The 17,662-nt window shown below is 62.0% G+C and carries 18 protein-coding genes; 14 read left to right on the plus strand and 4 right to left on the minus strand.

The window, feature by feature from the left end; all coding sequences use genetic code 11:
• Positions 1-101: 101 nt before the first annotated feature.
• Positions 102-1,451: an LLM class flavin-dependent oxidoreductase gene (locus AB4Z15_RS08600; protein WP_442016955.1), complete on the minus strand. Its 1,350-nt coding sequence runs from the start codon at positions 1,449-1,451 to the stop codon at positions 102-104.
• A gap of 310 nt (positions 1,452-1,761) precedes the next feature.
• Between AB4Z15_RS08600 and AB4Z15_RS08605 the strand changes: the two genes are divergently transcribed.
• The gene (locus AB4Z15_RS08605; RefSeq protein WP_442016956.1) at positions 1,762-2,274 is read left to right on the plus strand and encodes a GNAT family N-acetyltransferase; all 513 of its coding nucleotides are present in this window, start codon (positions 1,762-1,764) and stop codon (positions 2,272-2,274) included.
• Between the two features lie 70 nt (positions 2,275-2,344).
• Positions 2,345-2,725 carry a RidA family protein gene (locus AB4Z15_RS08610; RefSeq protein ID WP_223948469.1) on the plus strand — a complete coding sequence of 127 codons (381 nt, stop codon included), beginning with the start codon at positions 2,345-2,347 and terminating at the stop codon, positions 2,723-2,725.
• Positions 2,726-2,750: 25 nt separating this feature from the next.
• On the opposite strand, the gene AB4Z15_RS08615 is transcribed toward AB4Z15_RS08610, so the two are convergent.
• Together AB4Z15_RS08615 and AB4Z15_RS08620 are read right to left on the minus strand one after the other, a co-directional pair.
• Positions 2,751-3,410, minus strand: a complete 660-nt coding sequence (locus AB4Z15_RS08615; protein ID WP_442016957.1) for a response regulator — start codon at positions 3,408-3,410, stop codon at positions 2,751-2,753.
• Positions 3,403-5,118, minus strand: a complete 1,716-nt coding sequence (locus tag AB4Z15_RS08620) for an ATP-binding protein (protein WP_442017068.1) — start codon at positions 5,116-5,118, stop codon at positions 3,403-3,405. Before AB4Z15_RS08620 ends, AB4Z15_RS08615 begins: the two co-directional genes overlap by 8 nt.
• A gap of 197 nt (positions 5,119-5,315) precedes the next feature.
• Here AB4Z15_RS08620 and AB4Z15_RS08625 point away from each other — a divergent pair, with 197 nt between their 5' ends.
• From AB4Z15_RS08625 to arr, 10 genes are all read left to right on the plus strand, one after another.
• Positions 5,316-6,806, plus strand: a complete 1,491-nt coding sequence (locus AB4Z15_RS08625) for a CitMHS family transporter (RefSeq protein WP_442016958.1) — start codon at positions 5,316-5,318, stop codon at positions 6,804-6,806.
• Between the two features lie 144 nt (positions 6,807-6,950).
• Complete coding sequence (locus AB4Z15_RS08630; protein WP_442016959.1) at positions 6,951-7,829, plus strand: cytochrome c oxidase assembly protein; 879 nt, start codon at positions 6,951-6,953, stop codon at positions 7,827-7,829.
• Between the two features lie 61 nt (positions 7,830-7,890).
• Entirely contained in the window at positions 7,891-8,187 is a 297-nt protein-coding gene (gatC, locus tag AB4Z15_RS08635; protein ID WP_017199363.1) for an Asp-tRNA(Asn)/Glu-tRNA(Gln) amidotransferase subunit GatC, read from the plus strand.
• Positions 8,188-8,192: 5 nt separating this feature from the next.
• Positions 8,193-9,761 (plus strand): Asp-tRNA(Asn)/Glu-tRNA(Gln) amidotransferase subunit GatA, encoded by a 1,569-nt coding sequence (gene gatA, locus AB4Z15_RS08640; RefSeq protein ID WP_442016960.1) that lies wholly within the window; start codon positions 8,193-8,195, stop codon positions 9,759-9,761.
• The gene (gene gatB, locus AB4Z15_RS08645; protein WP_442016961.1) at positions 9,761-11,269 is read left to right on the plus strand and encodes an Asp-tRNA(Asn)/Glu-tRNA(Gln) amidotransferase subunit GatB; all 1,509 of its coding nucleotides are present in this window, start codon (positions 9,761-9,763) and stop codon (positions 11,267-11,269) included. The genes gatA and gatB overlap by 1 nt, the downstream gene beginning before the upstream one ends.
• A gap of 107 nt (positions 11,270-11,376) precedes the next feature.
• Complete coding sequence (locus AB4Z15_RS08650; RefSeq protein ID WP_442016962.1) at positions 11,377-11,937, plus strand: DUF5666 domain-containing protein; 561 nt, start codon at positions 11,377-11,379, stop codon at positions 11,935-11,937.
• 117 nt (positions 11,938-12,054) lie between these two features.
• On the plus strand, positions 12,055-12,387 hold the full coding sequence (locus AB4Z15_RS08655) for a helix-turn-helix domain-containing protein (protein WP_442006322.1): 333 nt from the start codon (positions 12,055-12,057) through the stop codon (positions 12,385-12,387).
• Complete coding sequence (locus AB4Z15_RS08660) at positions 12,387-13,217, plus strand: ImmA/IrrE family metallo-endopeptidase (protein ID WP_442016963.1); 831 nt, start codon at positions 12,387-12,389, stop codon at positions 13,215-13,217. Before AB4Z15_RS08655 ends, AB4Z15_RS08660 begins: the two co-directional genes overlap by 1 nt.
• Before the next feature lie 3 nt (positions 13,218-13,220).
• Positions 13,221-13,910, plus strand: coding sequence for a hypothetical protein (locus AB4Z15_RS08665; RefSeq protein ID WP_442006320.1), 690 nt, complete (start codon positions 13,221-13,223; stop codon positions 13,908-13,910).
• 35 nt (positions 13,911-13,945) lie between these two features.
• Positions 13,946-14,356, plus strand: a complete 411-nt coding sequence (arr, locus tag AB4Z15_RS08670; protein ID WP_442016964.1) for an NAD(+)--rifampin ADP-ribosyltransferase — start codon at positions 13,946-13,948, stop codon at positions 14,354-14,356.
• A 25-nt stretch (positions 14,357-14,381) separates the two neighbouring features.
• Here the strand turns inward: arr and AB4Z15_RS08675 are convergent, their stop codons facing one another.
• Positions 14,382-15,395: a formylglycine-generating enzyme family protein gene (locus tag AB4Z15_RS08675; RefSeq protein ID WP_442016965.1), complete on the minus strand. Its 1,014-nt coding sequence runs from the start codon at positions 15,393-15,395 to the stop codon at positions 14,382-14,384.
• Between the two features lie 212 nt (positions 15,396-15,607).
• Between AB4Z15_RS08675 and AB4Z15_RS08680 the strand changes: the two genes are divergently transcribed.
• Together AB4Z15_RS08680 and AB4Z15_RS08685 are read left to right on the plus strand one after the other, a co-directional pair.
• Positions 15,608-16,633 carry an ABC transporter permease gene (locus AB4Z15_RS08680; protein WP_442016966.1) on the plus strand — a complete coding sequence of 342 codons (1,026 nt, stop codon included), beginning with the start codon at positions 15,608-15,610 and terminating at the stop codon, positions 16,631-16,633.
• A gap of 43 nt (positions 16,634-16,676) precedes the next feature.
• The gene (locus AB4Z15_RS08685; protein ID WP_442006316.1) at positions 16,677-17,600 is read left to right on the plus strand and encodes a carbohydrate ABC transporter permease; all 924 of its coding nucleotides are present in this window, start codon (positions 16,677-16,679) and stop codon (positions 17,598-17,600) included.
• The last annotated feature ends 62 nt before the right edge of the window (positions 17,601-17,662 follow it).

Genomic DNA, 17,662 nt, shown 5'->3' on the forward strand with positions numbered 1-17,662 from the left:
CGAGGCCGTCCGCACCCTCCTGATGAACACCACACCGGTGACACTAGAACAAAACCCCTTTAGTGCGTGAAAAAGCAGCATTCCGCCAACATCACCGCAGGTCAGAGCCTCGGCCCACCCCGAAGCCACGAGCCGTGAGCCAAGTCAGGTGCAAGTCCGTAGTGCCCGCGCAGCGTCGACGCCGTGTATTCGGTGCGGAAGAGGCCACGCTGCTGGAGGATCGGCACCACCTGGTCCACGAAGATCTCCAAACCGGAGGGGAGGACCGGCGGCATGATGTTGAAACCGTCGGCTGCGCCAGCTATAAACCAGTCCTGGATGGCGTCGGCTACCTGCTCGGGTGTCCCGGAGAAGGTGCGGTGGCCACGCCCGCCACCCAAGCGACCGATCAGCTGCCGCACTGTGAGCTGCTCGCGACGGGCAAGCTCCACGATCAGCGTGTAGCGGCTCTTCGCACCCTCGATGTCGTCTTCGGCGGGAAGGTCTGCTGGCAGCTGCTGGTCCAGGGGCAGGTCCTGGGGTGCCACACGCAGGGTCTTCGCCAACTGCTCCCGGGCATACTCGGGCTTGATCAGCTCATCGAGTTCGCGCTCGAGCTCCAGCGCTTCTGCCACCGTGGAACCAATCACCGGGACGATGCCCGGAAGGATCTTGAGGCCTTCAGGGTCCCGTCCAGCGGCCAAGGTGCGGGCCTTGAGATCGGCGTAGAAGGCCTGCGCATCCTCCACTGTCTGGTGGGCGGTGAAGACTGCCTCGGCGTACTGGGCGGCGAGCTTCCTGCCGTCCTCCGAGGATCCGGCCTGCACGATCAGTGGGTGGCCTTGGGGGGAACGGGGGACGTTTAGCGGACCGCGAACGCGGAAGTGCTTGCCCTCATGCTCAATGGCACGGATCTTGTGTGCGTCTCCCCACACGCCCTCGGCCTTGTCGGCGAGCACTGCGTCATCCTCCCAGCTGTCCCACAGTTTCTGGGCTACCTCAATGAACTCGGCCGCCCGCTCGTAGCGGACCGCGTGTGCTGGCTGGTCGTCGACGCCGAAGTTCCGTGCAGCGTCCGGCCCCGCCGTCGTGACGACGTTCCACCCGGCGCGGCCACCGCTGACCCAGTCCACCGAAGCGAAGCGGCGTGCCAGGTTGAAGGGGTCGTTGTAGGTGGTGGAGGCAGTGGCGATCAGGCCGATCTTCTGTGTTGCGGCAGCGATAGCCGTGAGTAGCACCGTAGGTTCCAGCTTGCCGGCGGGGCGACGGCCCACCTCTCCGAAGAGGACAGGGGAGTCCGCGAAGAAGATGGAGTCCAGCTTCCCGCGTTCGGCCGTGCGGGCCAGGTGCTGATAGTGCTCCACCTTGGTGGAGGCGAAAGGATCACTTTCGGGCAGGCGCCACGAGGCTTCGTGGTGGCCGGTGCTCATCAGGAAGGCGTTGAGGTGGAGTTGGCGTGGTGGCGTGGACATAAGGTTCTCCTTGTTTTTGCTGAGGGGTTGGGGGTCCGGTGGGGGCTGCGTGTGGCAACTCAAACACGGTCCCAGCACCCTTCGCCAGCTCTTCGACACGTGCCCGCAACAGCGGGAAACCGGGCTTCACAGCACGCCATAGGACCCAATCCAGCGCCACAGGAGGCAACAGAAAGGCAGCCCAGCGGCACCGCCATCATCAACATGACGCAACAATCCGCCGTCGGGCATTCAGCGCCGGACTGATAGTTCGGTCACGGAAAGGGCTGTTTGGCGTTTGGGGCGGTGACCGCGCCACTACCATTGATAAGTGCATTCGTCGATTACTGTCCGCCCAGCCCTGCCCGAAGACTATGACGACGTTGCCCGCATCACGCAGGATTCATACGTCACCGCGGGGTACTACGGCAGCGCGGACCACCCGTACCTGCAGCAACTCCAGGACGTGGCAGCGCGCGCGGAGCACGCCGAGATCTTCGTTGCTGAACGTAACGGCCAGGTGATCGGTTCCGTCACTGCAGCACCAGCTGGCGGCGGTTTCTCTGACATCGGTCTGGACGACGAACTGGAACTGCGCACCCTTGTGGTAGATCCGGCAGTGCAGCGTTCTGGCGCCGGACGGGCTTTGGTACAGGCCGTCGTCGAACAAGCCAAAGCAATGGACGGCATCGGCGCGGTCTCCCTCACCACGGGAGCCACGTGGGAAAGTGCCAACGCCCTCTATGCCCGGACCGGTTTTGCCCGCGCTCCGCACCGCGACTGGTTCGTCCCTGGCACCGACATAAAGCTGTTCGTTTACAGGCTGGACCTCGAGCAGTCATAAAGTTTCTTTTCGTAAACCCCGTCACGTTTCGTATAACCGGGACGGGCACGGCGATCAGGAAAGGCGCGGCATGCGCAAGACATATGGCACCGGTTCCGTTTGGGAACAGACCCTTGGATACTCCCGCGCGGTCCAGGTGGACAACACACTCTTCATTTCTGCCACTGCGGCCAGTGGTCCTGATGGCATTGTGGGCGATGACTTCTACTCGCAGACCAAATACATCCTCGAGAAGCTCGGAGCGGTCCTGGAAGAAGCCGGTTTCTCCTACGAGGACGTCGTTCAGTCCAAGCTGTACCTGACGGATATCAGCAAGTGGGAAGACGCAGGCCGCGCCCACGGCGAGGTTTTCGGCGAGATTCGTCCCACCCTTGCCTTGGTGCACGTCCTGCCGTTCCTGGATTCCAAGATGCTGGTGGAGATCGAGCTCGTCGCGCAGAAGTCCGCGTAGTTCACCCAACTGCGACCTACTTGGGCTAGCCCGGAATGCCGTAGCGGTGTTCCGGGCGGCCCGTGCTTCCGTAGCGCAATTGGATTTCGACGGCGCCGTCGTCGGCAAGCGAGGACAGGTACCTCTGCGCGGTCGCCCGGGAAACGCCCACTCGGTCTGCGACTTCCGCCGCCGAGTACTGTTCGCCAGGAAGCAGCGATTCCAGGACTGCTGCTTCGGTTGCCGAGCGTGGCTTTTGCGTGGGCGTCACGTCGCCTGGGATCAGTGCCCGTTTGGCACGCTCAATGGTGGTCTGGTCAACACCCGTTTGCTGCCCAAGGATCCGGCGATACCGTGCATAGGACCGCAGCTGCTGTGACAAGGATTCCGCAGTGAAGGGCTTCAACAAGTACCCCAGGGCGCCGCGCCGCATGGCAACCCTGATGGACGGGGCGTCGGAGGCCGCTGTCAGCATAATCGCATCGATGTCCAGCTGGCCCAGCAAATCGAGTCCTGAACCGTCCGGCAGGTAAACGTCCAGCAACAACAAGTCAGGGCGGAGGCTGTGGATCGCCTGCAGCGCCTGGGACACAGAACCGGCCGGAGCGAGCGCCATGAATCCGGCCACCGAGTCCACGTAGGCTGCATGCAGTCTGGCAACGTGGAAATCATCATCCACAATGAGCACCCTCAAATCCTCAGCCACTGCTGTCCTCCCGCATTGTCGTACCGGCTTCAGCGCCGCCGTCGGTCGTTCGCCCCATCACGCCCGGTATTGTCGCCATAAAGACGGCTCCGGGGCCGCCTTTCCTGCCGGTCTCCAAGACACGGACGTCCCCACCTCTGTGCCGGGCCAACTGCCGCACTAAAGCCAAGCCCAAACCTTGTCCGGCCCCCGGGCGTACCGGTTGTTCCGACGTCGTGAATCCTTCGGCGAAGACTTCCTCGGGTTCCAGGCCACCCAAACCGTCCCCGGAATCGCCGACAACGATGTGCAGCGTTCCACTGTCCTGGCCGGCATCGTCCAGTAACTCAAGTTCTACCCAGCGCTCCGTAGCGGAACCGGCGACGGCGGCACTCACGGCGTTGTCGATAAGGTTACCGAGCACTGTGGTGACGTCCTGCGGATCGGCCACGTGTCCACGGACCAGCGTTTCCGGCCCGATTCGGAGCGCCACTCCGCGTTCTGAGGCCTCCACGCTCTTGGCGCCGACGAAAGCCTGCAAGTACGTGTCCTGAAGGAGTTCCGCCTGCTCCACAGGGAACTTCAGGGGACCGGTGGCGGAGATCCTTGCCAGGTATTCCTTGGCCTGTTCGTGTTGGCCGATGCTCATGAAGCCCGCGATGGTGTGGAGTTGATTGGCGAATTCGTGGCGCTGGGCGCGCAGGGCGGTGGACATGGTTCCCACCGCGTCCAACTGGCGGGTCAGTTGCTGCAGTTCGGTGCGGTCGCGGAGCATGACCACCCAGCCGAGGTCTTCCTTGCGGTGCCAGGCTTTTCGGGCGCTGGCCACCAGGACCCTTCCGCCGGCTACGAGTTCCACGGCTTCGGCATCACGGGCTGCCGGTTGGGTGAGTTGCTTGAGCTGGGCAGGAACGTTGGCCGTGGCCCAATCCTGGCCGGTGGCGTCGGGCAGGTCCAGGAGCCTGGCAGCGGCGGCGTTGAACACGGAGATGCGTCCGTCAGCGGCGACACCGATCACGCCCTCATCCACGCCCTGGAGCACAGCCACTTGGTCGTGGACGAGAGTGCTGATTTCCTCAGGTTCCAAGCCCAACGTGAGCCGTTGCAGGCGGCGCCGGAGCAGGAATGAAGCGAGGACGCCCGCCAGGAGTGCCCCTCCGGCGGTCAGGGCGATGGGCACAATGTCCCGTGCAAGGCTCTTGCTGAGGGACTCCATGGAGTAGCCCACGCTGACTTCACCCACGATCGTGCCAGCGGTTGCAACGCCGCCGGACGAGGGCGCGTACACCGGCACCTTGGCCCCCGCCGATGGACCCAAAGTGCCGGTGTTGCGGGTGGTGATTTCCTGGCCGGCCAATGCTACGGAGGGATCCGTGCTCACGCGTTCACCTAGCCGCGCAATTTCCGGGTGGGCCAACCGGAGCCCGGTTTCATCCGTGATGACCACGAAGAGGGCCCCAGTGCGGATCCGGGCTGCTTCTGCCGCTGCCTGCAAGGGGCCGGCGGCCAGGACGCTGGCCGGCGGCGTTCCTTCTTCTTTGCTGATGGCCTGGACGTCTTCCCTGATATCGGGATCCGCCGCAACTGTGCGGGCGAGGGTGAGTGCTTGGTTTTCGGCTTCGTCGCCGATCCGTTCGTAGACCAGCCACGCATGGACGGCACCGCTAAGGAGCACTACAAGCAGAACTACCCCTAGTTGGAGAAGGAGCGTCTGGGTGGAGAAACGCATACTGACCTTGGTAAAGCGCCGCACGTTACTCCTTTCCTCCAGCTCCATTGAAGCACTGAGCACAATGCGCAAAACGCTCGCAATGATCAGTATTCCCAACAATTCCCGGAAACCCCAGCCCGTGACGGGCGCCACTATAACGTCTGTAGTGCGCATCACACCGAAGTGGTGCCATTCACAGTAGTAAGGAGCCGGCCGTGCTGGTTTTGCTTGGATTCGCAATGATTGCGGTATTCATGGTCCTGATCATGACCAAAAAGTTGACGCCCGTCTTGGCGCTGATCATCGTCCCCACCATCTTTGGTCTCTTCGCGGGGGCCGGCTTGGGCATAGGCCCCATGGTCATGGACTCGATGAAGTCCATGACCTCCACGGCCGCGCTCCTCATGTTCGCCATCATCTACTTCGGCCTGATGATCGATGTCGGGCTGTTCGACCCCCTGGTGAAGTTCATTCTGCGCAAGCTCGGCAATGATCCCGCCAAGGTAGTCCTGGGCACAGCTATCCTCGCCGCGGCAGTCTCTCTGGACGGTGACGGCTCAACCACCTTCATCCTCACCACCGCCGCAATGCTGCCGGTCTACCTGCGCCTGAAGATGAGCCCCGTGGTCCTCACCTGCGTGGCCGGTCTCGCCAACGGCACCATGAACATCCTGCCGTGGGGTGGACCCACAGCCCGTGCCGCTACCGCACTGAAGCTGGACGTCAACGACGTCTTCGTCCCCATGGTCCCGTCCCTCATCGTTGGCCTCATCGTCGTGCTCGTGTTCTCCTGGCTGCTCGGTCTGCAGGAACGTAACCGCCTCCGCACCACCGCTCCCGAAATCTGGGGCGACGTCGCCAATCCTGCTGACGCGTTCGACGGCGGCAATGGCCGCGGCGGTTCGGCCGCCACTGGTGCTGGTGGTTCAGGCTTCAGCAAGGGCCGCTTCGGCTTTGGCCGCACCGCACCCAAGCCGGTAACCGGTGGAGGCGCCGGCGTCGCAGTTCTTGAACGTACTGAAGAGCTGGTGGACGACCACGACACCGCCATGGCTGATACCGCGTTGGATCCCAACCGCACCACGCTCCGCCCCAAACTGTTCTGGTTCAACCTTGGGCTCACGGTCGCCGTCATGGTCACCCTGGTAGCGAACATCGTCCCGCTCCCGTTCGTCTTCATGGTGGGCGCGGCCATCGCACTGCTGGTCAACTTCCCCAAGGTCAAGGACCAGGGCGCCCAGCTGATCGCCCACGCACCGTCAATCGTCGCCGTCGTCAGCATGGTCATGGCCGCTGCAGTCCTCACCGGTGTCCTCAACGGCACCGGCATGGTCAAGGCAATGTCCGAGTGGCTCGTCCAGATCATCCCCGCGGACATGGGCCCATTCATGGCAGTCATCACCGGTGTGTTGAGCATCCCGATGACCTTCTTCATGAGCAACGACGCGTTCTACTTCGGTGCACTGCCGGTCCTCAGCGAAACCGCAGCCCACTATGGCGTCGGTGCAGCGGACATGGCCCGCGCTTCCATCACCGGCCAGCCGTTCCACCTCCAGAGCCCCCTGGTTCCCGCGATCCTGCTGCTCGTGTCCCTGGCAAAGGTAGACCTGGGCGACCACCACAAGAAGGTCCTCTGGCGCACTGCAGTCATTTCGATCGTCATGCTCGCGGTCGGTGTCCTGACCGGAGCTATCGGCATCGGCTGATCGCACAAAGCGCCCGGGGTAACCGGAAGCAGCACAATGAATGATCAGCCTGCCGGGTTAGTTGCCCGGCAGGCTGATCCTTTTGGGAGGTATTGACCGATCCTGCGAACGTCCCTTATCAGGAGACCGGCATATCATTGGCGGGTGCCACCCCTTGAACTAGTTCTCAGTGCCTGGCGGATCGACTGGGCAGCCCTCGCTATGATCACCGCCTTAGGCGTGCTCTATGGCCTTGGTATCAAGGCTGCCGCAAAGAACGGGCATCAGTGGCCGCTATGGCGGGGAATAGCTTTCTACCTCCTGGGCCTGGGATCCATGGTGGTCCTCACTTGCGGATTCACCGGCGTCTACAGTGCGGACCTCCGATGGGCTTTCACCATCAAGGTTGCCTTGCTCCTGTTTGTGGTTCCGCTGCTGATGGGGCTGGGCAGGCCCATCACACTTGCCCGCGTTGCCTTGCCTCCTGACGGTATCGATGTGCTGAACAAGGTCCTCGCTCACCGTGTTGTACGGTTCTTCAGCAATTCACTTGCAGCGCCGCTGCTGGGGCTGGCGCTGTTCTCCACCTTCCTCACGCCGGCGTTCTACACCTTGCGTGCGGATCCCTTGGCTGAAACACTCCTGACGATCGCCATTCCGTTGCTTGGCCTCCTCATGGCGCTGCCCATTATCGAAGAAGCGGACTTCCAGCGCTCCAGCGTGTACATCACGCTGGAGTTCGTATTTGTTTTCATCGAACTCCTGGTCGACGCTGTGCCTGGCATCCTCCTGCGCCTCAACGGACAGGTTCTTGACCATGTGATGAGCACCCAGGCCATGCTTGGCTGGTTCCCTGATCCGCTCCGTGACCAGCAACTGGCTGGGGACGCATTGTGGTTTGTCTGTGAAATCGTTGACCTGCCGCTCATCATCCTCATGTTCATCAGGTTTTCCCGGAGCGACAAACGCGAGGCGCGTGGCTTCGATGAGCTTACTGATGCGGAACTGGACGAGCTGAACGCGCAGCACCTGCACCGGCACTGAAGGCCGTGCGTGGCCAAGTAGACTGGTTCGGAAAACCATTTGAACTTTGCAGGGGAGATCCATGGCTGCGATCAACCGTGACGACGTCGCGCATCTTGCGCGTCTGGCTCACATTGAAATGAGTGCCGAAGAGTTGGACAGGATGGCGGTTGAGCTTGCCGTCATCGTGGATTCGGTGAAGTCCGTCAGCGAAGCCGCCGGGGAGGATGTCCCGGCCACGTCCCACCCGATTCCGTTGACCAACGTGTTCCGTGAGGACGTCGTGGGCCACACGTTTACGGCTGAGCAGGCGTTGTCCGGCGCTCCGGATGCTTACGAGAACCGTTTCAAGGTCCCGGCAATCCTGGATGAGGACTAATTACCATGACTGAGCTTAAGAACGAACTCATTCGCCACTCCGCCTCCGATCTTGCTGCGAAGCTTGCTGCCCGCGAGGTCTCCGCTGTTGAAGTGACGCAGGCGCACCTTGACCGTATTGCTGACGTGGACGGCCAGATCAACGCGTTCCTGCACGTTAATACCGAGGAAGCCCTGGCTGTTGCGGCCGAGGTTGACGCTGCGCGTGCCGCTGGTGGCGCCGCTGCCGGGGAACTCCATGCCCTGGCCGGTGTGCCGATCGCGGTGAAGGACTTGATCGTGACGATTGGCCAGCCGACGACGGCCGGCTCGAAGATCCTTGAGGGCTGGCACAGCCCCTATGACGCCACCGTGGTGAAGAAGCTGCGCGCGGCCAAGATGCCCATTTTGGGCAAGACCAACCTTGACGAGTTCGCCATGGGTTCCTCCACGGAGCATTCGGCGTACGGACCCACCCGCAACCCCTGGGACCTGGACCGCATTCCTGGTGGTTCAGGCGGTGGCTCGGCAGCCGCCGTCGCTGCTTTTGAAGCGCCGCTGGCGCTGGGCACTGACACCGGTGGATCCATCCGCCAGCCGGGTGCCGTCACGGGAACTGTCGGCGTCAAGCCGACGTATGGTGCAGTTTCCCGCTACGGCGCGATTGCCATGGCGTCCTCGCTGGACCAGATTGGCCCGGTGTCCCGCACGGTGCTGGACGCGGCTCTGTTGCAGGAAGTCATCGGCGGCCATGATCCGTTCGATTCCACGTCCCTGACGGATCCGTTCGACAATCTGGCCGCGGCTGCCCGCGTGGGCAATGTTGCTGGCATGAAGATCGGCATCATCAAGGAGCTGCACGGCGAGGGTTACCAAGCCGGCGTCGAGAACCGTTTCAACGAGTCCCTTCAGCTGCTGAAGGATGCAGGTGCGGAAATCGTTGAGGTTTCCTGCCCCAACCTGAAGTACGCCCTGGGCGCTTACTACCTGATCATGCCGTCCGAGGCGTCCAGCAACCTGGCCAAGTTCGACGGCGTTCGGTATGGCTTGCGCGCCCTGCCCAAGGACGCCCCGATGACCATCGAGCGTGTCATGGGTGCAACCCGTGCCGCTGGCTTTGGTGATGAGGTCAAGCGCCGCATCATCCTGGGCACCTACGCCCTGAGCGCTGGCTATTACGACGCCTACTACGGTTCGGCGCAGAAGGTCCGCACGCTCATTCAGCGCGACTTCGACGCCGCGTTCTCGAAGGCGGATGTCCTCATTTCGCCTACGGCTCCCACCACAGCGTTCAAACTGGGGGAGAAAGCGAACGATCCCCTGGCAATGTACCTGAACGACGTCGCCACCATTCCCGCCAATATGGCTGGTATCCCGGGCTTGTCGCTGCCCGGTGGCCTGGCTGACGAGGACGGCTTGCCCGTTGGCGTGCAACTCCTGGCCCCTGCCCGCCAGGATGCCCGCCTGTACCGCGTCGGTGCTGTGCTGGAGGCCATCCTGGAAGAAAAGTGGGGCGGCCCGCTTCTTGCCCAGGCTCCTGAATTGAAGACACCCGCTCTCGGTGCCGCATCCAACTCCGCCGGAGGTTCAAACTAATGTCCGTCGACGCAACCCTGAGCTTCGAAGAGGCCATGGAGAAGTACGATCCTGTTCTGGGTTTCGAGGTCCACGTGGAGCTCAACACCAAGACCAAGATGTTCTCCTCCGCACCGAACGTCTTCGGCGACGAGCCGAACACCAACGTCAACGAGGTGGATCTCGGCATGCCCGGCGTCCTCCCGGTGCTGAACAAGACGGCTGTGGAGTCCTCCATCAAGATCGGCCTTGCCTTGAACTGCAAGATCGCCGAGTACTGCCGTTTCGCCCGGAAGAACTACTTCTACCCGGACACCCCGAAGAACTTCCAGACCTCGCAGTATGACGAGCCCATCGCCTACGACGGTTACCTCGACATCGAGCTTGAGGACGGCACGATCTTCCGCGTTGAGATCGAGCGTGCCCACATGGAAGAGGACGCCGGAAAGCTCACCCACATGGGTGGTTCCGCGGGCCGCATCCAAGGCGCCGACTACTCGCTGGTGGACTACAACCGTTCGGGTGTTCCGTTGGTGGAAATCGTCACCAAGCCGATCCAGGGTGCCGGAAGCCGCGCCCCGGAGCTGGCCAAGGCCTACGTTGCCGCGGTCCGCGAAATCGTGAAGAACCTTGGTGTTTCGGACGCCAAGATGGAACGCGGCAACGTCCGCTGCGACGCCAACGTTTCCCTGCGCCCGCACGGCCAGGAACGCTTCGGCATCCGCTCGGAGACGAAGAACGTTAACTCCCTGCGCGCTGTCGAGCACGCCGTTCGTTACGAGATCCAGCGCCACGCTGCGGTCCTGGACTCCGGCCAGCCGGTGATCCAGGAGACGCGCCACTGGCACGAAGACACGCGATCGACGACGTCGGGCCGCGCCAAGTCCGACGCCGACGATTACCGCTACTTCCCGGAGCCGGACCTGGTTCCCGTCGTCGCCTCCCGTGAGTGGGTGGAGGAGCTTCGCGCCACCCTTCCGGAGCCGCCGGCCGAACGCCGCAAGCGGCTCAAGGAAGCCTGGGGCTACTCGGATCTGGAGTTCCGCGATGTGGTCAACGCCGGCGTCATGGACTCCATCGAGGAAACCATCGCAGCCGGTGCCAGCGCAGATGTTGCCCGGAAATGGTGGATGGGTGAGATCGTTGGCCGCGCCAAGGTTGCCGACGTCGATCCTTCCGCTCTCGGTGTCACACCGCAGGTCATCGTCGAGCTGAACAAGCTGGTCGAGGACGGCAAGATCAACAACAAGATGGCTACGCAGGTCCTGGACGGCGTTCTTGCCGGCGAAGGTACACCGGCCGAGATCGTTGAAAAGCGCGGCCTCGCGGTGGTTTCGGACGACGGTCCGCTGCTGGAAGCCATCGACGCCGCCCTCGCGGCACAGCCTGACGTCGCGGAGAAGATCCGTGGCGGCAAGGTCCAGGCCATCGGCGCGATTGTGGGCGGTGTCATGAAGGCCACACGTGGCCAGGCTGACGCCAACCGCGTTCGCGAGCTCATCCTTGAGAAGCTCGGCGTCGAAGGCTAAATTCGGCGGCGAATTGCCCAGGTAGCTCGCAGTTGTGGTTGTTTTGAGAGCTCAGAGCAACCACAACTGCGAGCTACTTTTTTCTGTAAGGGGCGCAGAATGGATGCATGGCCACCATTACACCGGGCCTTCGTAAGGCCCTTATCGCCAGCGGCGTTGCCGTCGCCCTGACCGGCGGCGGGGCTGCCGCAGTGTGGGCAGGCACCCAGCCCAGCCCATCGCCGTCGAGCGCTACTGCCTCACCAAGTCCCTCCGAATCTGACGGCGCCAAGCGCGCTGAGGGGCGCGCCCATGGGATCCATGGCGAGCACGTTGTGAAAGAGCAGGACGGCACCTTCCGCACTGTGGTCACACAGGCCGGCAAGATCGAGTCCGTGAGCGATTCCGCCATCACCGTCAAGAGCGAGGATGGCTTCACGCAGAGCTATGCGATCAACTCCGGGACCCGCATCTCACGCATGCCCACTGACCTCTCAGAACTGCGCAATGGCAAGGGTAAGCCCACGCTACCTTCGGCGACCGCGGCGGATCTCAAGTCCGGCGACACCGTACGGATAGCAGGGACAAAGGACGGCGACACTGTGACGGCACAGCGCATTGTGGCCGGTGAGCTTCCAGCTGTCCTCAAGGGGCATGGTCTCAGGGGGCACGGACACAAGGGGCTTTGACCGCGGAGTGGGCACCGCCTCCAGTGCCACCTGGCCCGCGCCGCCGTGTTGGTCAAGACCAAAATCAGCTATGCTTGAATCAAATTTTTAAATATTGATTCAAGGTCGGGGATTAGTGTGAGAGTAAATGTCGGGGAGAGGATAGCTCGCCGGCGGCTTGAGACGGACCTCAGTCAGCGCGATCTTGAAGGTCTCACTGGGATTTCCCAGAGCACGCTGCAGCGTATCGAGTCCGGTAATCGTGTTGCCCGCATGGACGAGATCATCTCCATTGCCTGGGCTCTAGGCTGCCCGGTGGAAGCGATTCTGGACGAGACGCCGGTCCGGGACCGGGTGCTGGTAGCAAGCCGTGCCAGCACATCCACTGCCGACGCTGCGGCTGTCAAGGCGCGGCTGACACAATTCCTGGAAATGGACGCCTACCTAGCCATGCACGGCATCGGCGCGTAATGGCGGAAAAGGAATCCATTCCTGCAAGCGTCGGCCACAGCGAGCGGCCGGCCTATCTCGCGGCGAGGAAGATCCGTGACCAGCATGGGTTGGGCAGCGGGCCAATCGCTGATCTCCACGGGCTTATCGGCCTTGTCTCACCCGGAGCCGACGTTGCAATCCTAGACATGCCCGAGGGGATGGGCGGCATGGTGGCGACGGACCCTGTGCGCGCAAAGACGGTGATTGGAGTGGCCACCACTTCTGTTCCCGAGCGCCAGCGATCATCACTCGGACACGAACTCGGTCACATCGTTTTTGCAGACTACGAAGCCGGCTTGCGGCATGACCCGTCTGAGCGGACGCCCCAAGAAATGCGCGCTGACACCTTTGCCAGACACCTACTGGCTCCTCTTCAGGGCGTTGTAGCATTCCTTGAAGACTTGCGTGCCGTTCCAGGCCAGTTAACCCTTCGCCACGTTTCCTCGGTCGTACACCACTTCCAAGTGTCGCCTGCCATTGCCCTGATCCAAATGCAGGCCTGTGGATGGATCGCAACTGCGCAAAAGACGGATTGGTGGGGTGAAACTGCCAAAGGACTGGCGCTGCGATTCGGGTGGATCGGTGACTATCGGGCCATGGCTGCAGAAAGTCAGACACCCCGGCCACCGCAGCGGCTCATCGAAAACGCCACCGAGGCCTACATCCGGAATCTGATCTCCGTGCAGGGCCTTGCAGCACTTAGTGGGGTGGATCCCGAACGTCAGCTCCAGGAGCTCGAAGAATCAGGGATCAGGCCTGAAACTATCGAAGTGGCATGGGCCGATCTGGACGCCTTCGGACCGGCCTGACCCATGCCCACACAGATAACGATTCTGGACGCAGGACCGTGCATCACTTTCTGCGCGGCTTCCAAGCAGGCCCTACTGGTCGCGGTCCTGCAACGTGGCTCAAACCAGCTCCACGTCCCGGATGTTGTGGATGATGAGGTCGGCAAGCGCGGCTCTAACCGACGGGATTTCCCGCCCGGAACAGTAAGCAACTGGCGGTTACTGACCGAACATGAGCACGTCGGAATCCTTGACTCATCGGTGTCTTCTGATGATGCCCAAGCCCTATCGGATGCCGTCAAGAAACTATCCGGCACACCGCTGGCCGAACGCCTCACGAACAGTAAGGACCTAGGCGAAATCCTGGTCATCGCTCACGCCATGGTCCGCAAGGATCGGGGCGAGGATGTGTACGTAGTTATTGACGAACATCGGGGACAAAAGCTGGCCACCCAGTTCGGTATCAAAGTCATCGACTCCGCATGGATACTTGGCAGCGCGGTTGCTCGCGGGCTGATCGCTGACCGTGGGGAGATGCGGAAGACCTACGATAACCTCCGGAAATATGACGCAGGTCTGGTCCACATCGAGCAGACCCATCTCCTCACAAAGGGGCTGTGGGCGCGGAAGCCGGAGTCGGTGCCCTCAGGAGAGGCGGAAACTGAAGCAAGGGCTGCCCTGGAACAGTTGGCCGCCGCCAACGACAGAACGTAACCAGTCGGTCGGCGTCATGCGATTAGGGTGTAACTGTGAATCAACCGTTGGACGAGGGTCCGTTCTTTCATGGCACAAAGGCAAACCTTCGGGAAGGTGATCTCCTGAGCGCGGGCTTCAGGTCGAACTACCGGCCCGAGGTCGTGATGAACCACATCTACTTCACTGCTCTGCGGGATGGCGCGGGACTGGCTGCCGAACTCGCGGCAGGTGAGGGGGCCCCGCGGGTTTACGCCGTCGAGCCGACCGGGCCATTCGAGGACGATCCCAACGTGACCGACAAGAAATTCCCCGGCAACCCCACGCGGTCATACCGCAGCACGGCCCCGCTCAGGGTCCTGGGCGAAGTCACCGATTGGAAACGGCTGGAGCCCGAGGCGCTGCTAGCGTGGAAGGAACGCCTGGCGGCAATTCTTGCTGACGAGCGCGGCGAAATCATCAACTGACGAACGTCCTCAACGATCCGGAACCTCAGAGCGCCACGGTCCTGAATCCGAGGTTGGCGCTTGCCGAGTCAGGCGTGTTGGAACTCCGCGCCGCCAGCCGGTAACGGTTGCAGTAGGAGTCGTGGCACAGGTATGAGCCTCCCCGCATGACCCTTCCGCGCCCAATCGTTGGGCCTTGCGGGTCTTCCACGGTTCCGGCGTTCAGGCACGTCTTGTAGTACTTGGGCAGGAACCAATCGCTGCACCACTCCCACACGTTGCCGCTGGTCTGGTACAGCCCGTAGCCGTTCGGGGCGAATGACCTGGCCGGCGCTGTGGTGAGGTAGCCGTCTTCGACGTCGTTACGCACGGGAAACTCGCCCTGCCAGATGTTGCAGTTGTGCCGGGCGCTGCCTTCGGCGCTGTCATTGTGAAGTTCGTTGCCCCAGGGATACCGCTGCCCGGCCGCTCCACCACGGGCTGCATACTCCCATTCCGCTTCGGTGGGCAGTCGTCGGCCCGCCCACGCACAGTAGGCCAAGGCGTCGTTGAAGGACACGTGCGTCGCTGGATGGTCCGGGATGTCCGTCCAGTGGGAGAGGGGCCCGGCCGGGTGGGCCCAGTCTGCGCCGCGGACATTGAGCCACCAAGGGACGTTGTTGACCCTGTTCAGGATGTCGTGCGGCTCGGCCTTGACTGCCAGATGGAACACTGCCGAGGTCCCGAACTCTTCAGATTCCGTACGGTGCCCCGTGGCATCCACGAATGCCGCGAACTCCGCGTTGGTGACCGTGGTAGCGCTGATGGTGAATCCGGAAACGGACACTTCGTGGACTGGCGTCTCGCCGTCGCCGTCGTAGCCTTCGCCGAAAGGATCGCCCATTGCGAAGGTCCCGGACGGGATCTCGACGTCTCCATTGCCCGCCGTCGCGGCATCCTTGCCGGAGCGCACGACGCCGGCCGTCGGGTTCCGATGTTCGCCCACCGCACGCAGGGGGAGCGTCAGCCCTGGCTTCGAATGTTCCCGGGCGCCGGCGCCAGGGCTGCAGCAGTCTGCCATATTCAACCTTTCCTCTGCGGTTCTCCATCAATCTTAGTGGGATCGGCCACACCCCCAACAATGATCAAAGCTGATTTCTATCGTCAGTTTCAATCATGATCTTGCAAACGTGAAGGTGGTCGCTTATGGTTTGTTAAACGGTTAACGAGCGTGTTTTGCATCACACTCTCCCGGCACCATTGATGACCCTGGCCCAGCACTGAGGAGACAGCATGAACTCGACGACGCAACAAGCTCCGGCTTTGCCGGAAGCGCGCCGCGTCCCGGAGGCATTGCCCGGAAAATCCGGCATGGGGAGGCGCAAGGGCAACAGGGCGCCCCAAAAAAGCTTCCGGTCAAGGCTGAGGCGGGATCAGCAGATGCTCCTGATGATGCTCCCGGGTGTTGCTTTCCTGCTGCTCTTCTTCTACATCCCGATCCTGGGCAACGTCATCGCGTTCCAGGACTACCAGCCCTACCTCGGCATCGGGGACAGCCTCTTTGTTGGCTGGCAGAACTTCGTGGACCTGTTCGGCAACCCCGACTTCATCCATGCATTCTGGAACACGCTCTACCTTGCGGCGTGGCAGCTGGTTTTCCTTTTCCCGGTGCCGCTGGTGCTCGCACTGATTGTGGACTCACTGATCAGCACACGGGTCCGGAGGATTTTCCAGAGCATCGCCTATCTGCCGCACTTCTTGTCCTGGGTCCTGGTGATCGCATTCTTCCAGCAGATGTTGGGCGGTGCGGGCTTCGTCAACAACCTGCTTCGCGATATGGGCATGGATCCTGTTCCGTTCATGACCAATCCGGAAACCTTCCCCGTCATGGTGGTCGTCCAGATGATCTGGAAGGACGCCGGCTGGGCCATGATCATCTTCCTCGCCGCCCTGGCAAGTATCGATGCCTCGCTTTATGAAGCAGCCGCTGCTGACGGTGCGGGACGTTGGCGCCGGATGTGGCACATCACCTTGCCTGGGCTAAGGCCCGTGATCGTGCTCCTCCTGATCCTGCGCATTGGCGACATACTTTCCGTCGGTTTTGAGCAGTTCATCCTCCAACGCGACGCCGTGGGTGCAGGAGCGGCGGAAGTGCTGGACACCTTTACCTACTACACCGGTGTTGTCGGTGGCGGCTGGAGTTCAGGTGCCGCGGCAGGCCTGGCGAAGGGGGTGGTCAGTGCCCTGCTGATCTACGGCGCCAACAAACTTGCCCACCGCTTCGGCGAAGACGGAATTTTTGCAAAGCAAGCACGCTGAGCCCACGCGGCTGCTGCACAAGCTGCTGCACAAGGAGAACCCCATGGCAACAACACTTTTCACGAGGAAACCCCGGGAACTGAGCTATAACCCCAAACGACCCGTATGGAAGGAACGCCCTTCTCCTCTCTACCAGACGGTAAAAGCCGTCGTCCTCGTCCTTTTCAGCCTGTCCATCCTGACGCCGCTGCTCCTCGTGGTGTCCACGTCCCTGGCGGACACGGAACAACTCGTACAGGCAGGCGGATTCGTGCTTTGGCCGGAGCGGCCCACCTTGGAGGCCTACGCCACCATCTTCAAAGGTCCCATGGTTCTGCAGTCCCTCGGGGTCAGCATGGTCATCACCGCCGTGGGCACCCTTCTTGCGCTGTTCGTCACGATCACCATGGCGTACGCCACCAGCCGATCAGTCCTCTTCGGCCGTCCTGTGGTACTCGCCGTGTTGTTCACACTCTTGTTCGCGCCGGGCCTCATCCCGTCCTTCCTCATGATTCGTCAGCTCGGGCTGCTGGACTCGCTATGGTCGCTGATCCTCCCGGGTATATTCGGCGCCTTCAACTTCGTGGTGATGCGCTCCTTCTTCATGAACATCCCGGGTGAACTGATCGAAAGCGCCCGGATCGATGGTGCCAACGATTGGCAGATCCTGTGGCGGATCGTCATGCCGCTGTCCAAAGCCGTCATCGCCGTCGTGGGTTTGTTTTATGCCGTTGGTTTCTGGAACTCGTTCTTCAACGCACTGCTCTACATCAATGACCACAGCAAATGGCCCATCCAGTTGCTGCTCCGCAACTTCGTAGTCCAGGGCAGCGGAGCGGCAGACCAGTTGGGAATCACCACCACACCTCCGCCGCAATCCATCCAGATGGCCGTAGTCGTGGTGGCCCTGGTTCCCATCCTGATGGTTTACCCATTCCTCCAAAAGCACTTTGCCAAGGGCGTCATCACCGGCGCCGTGAAGGGCTAGCCGTTGACGCGGCATCCCTGACCACTATGAACAGCATCAACTACCAGTAAATAACCAGAAAG

It is taken from the genome of Paenarthrobacter sp. 2TAF44 (assembly GCF_052114885.1).
GTDB lineage: Bacteria > Actinomycetota > Actinomycetes > Actinomycetales > Micrococcaceae > Arthrobacter.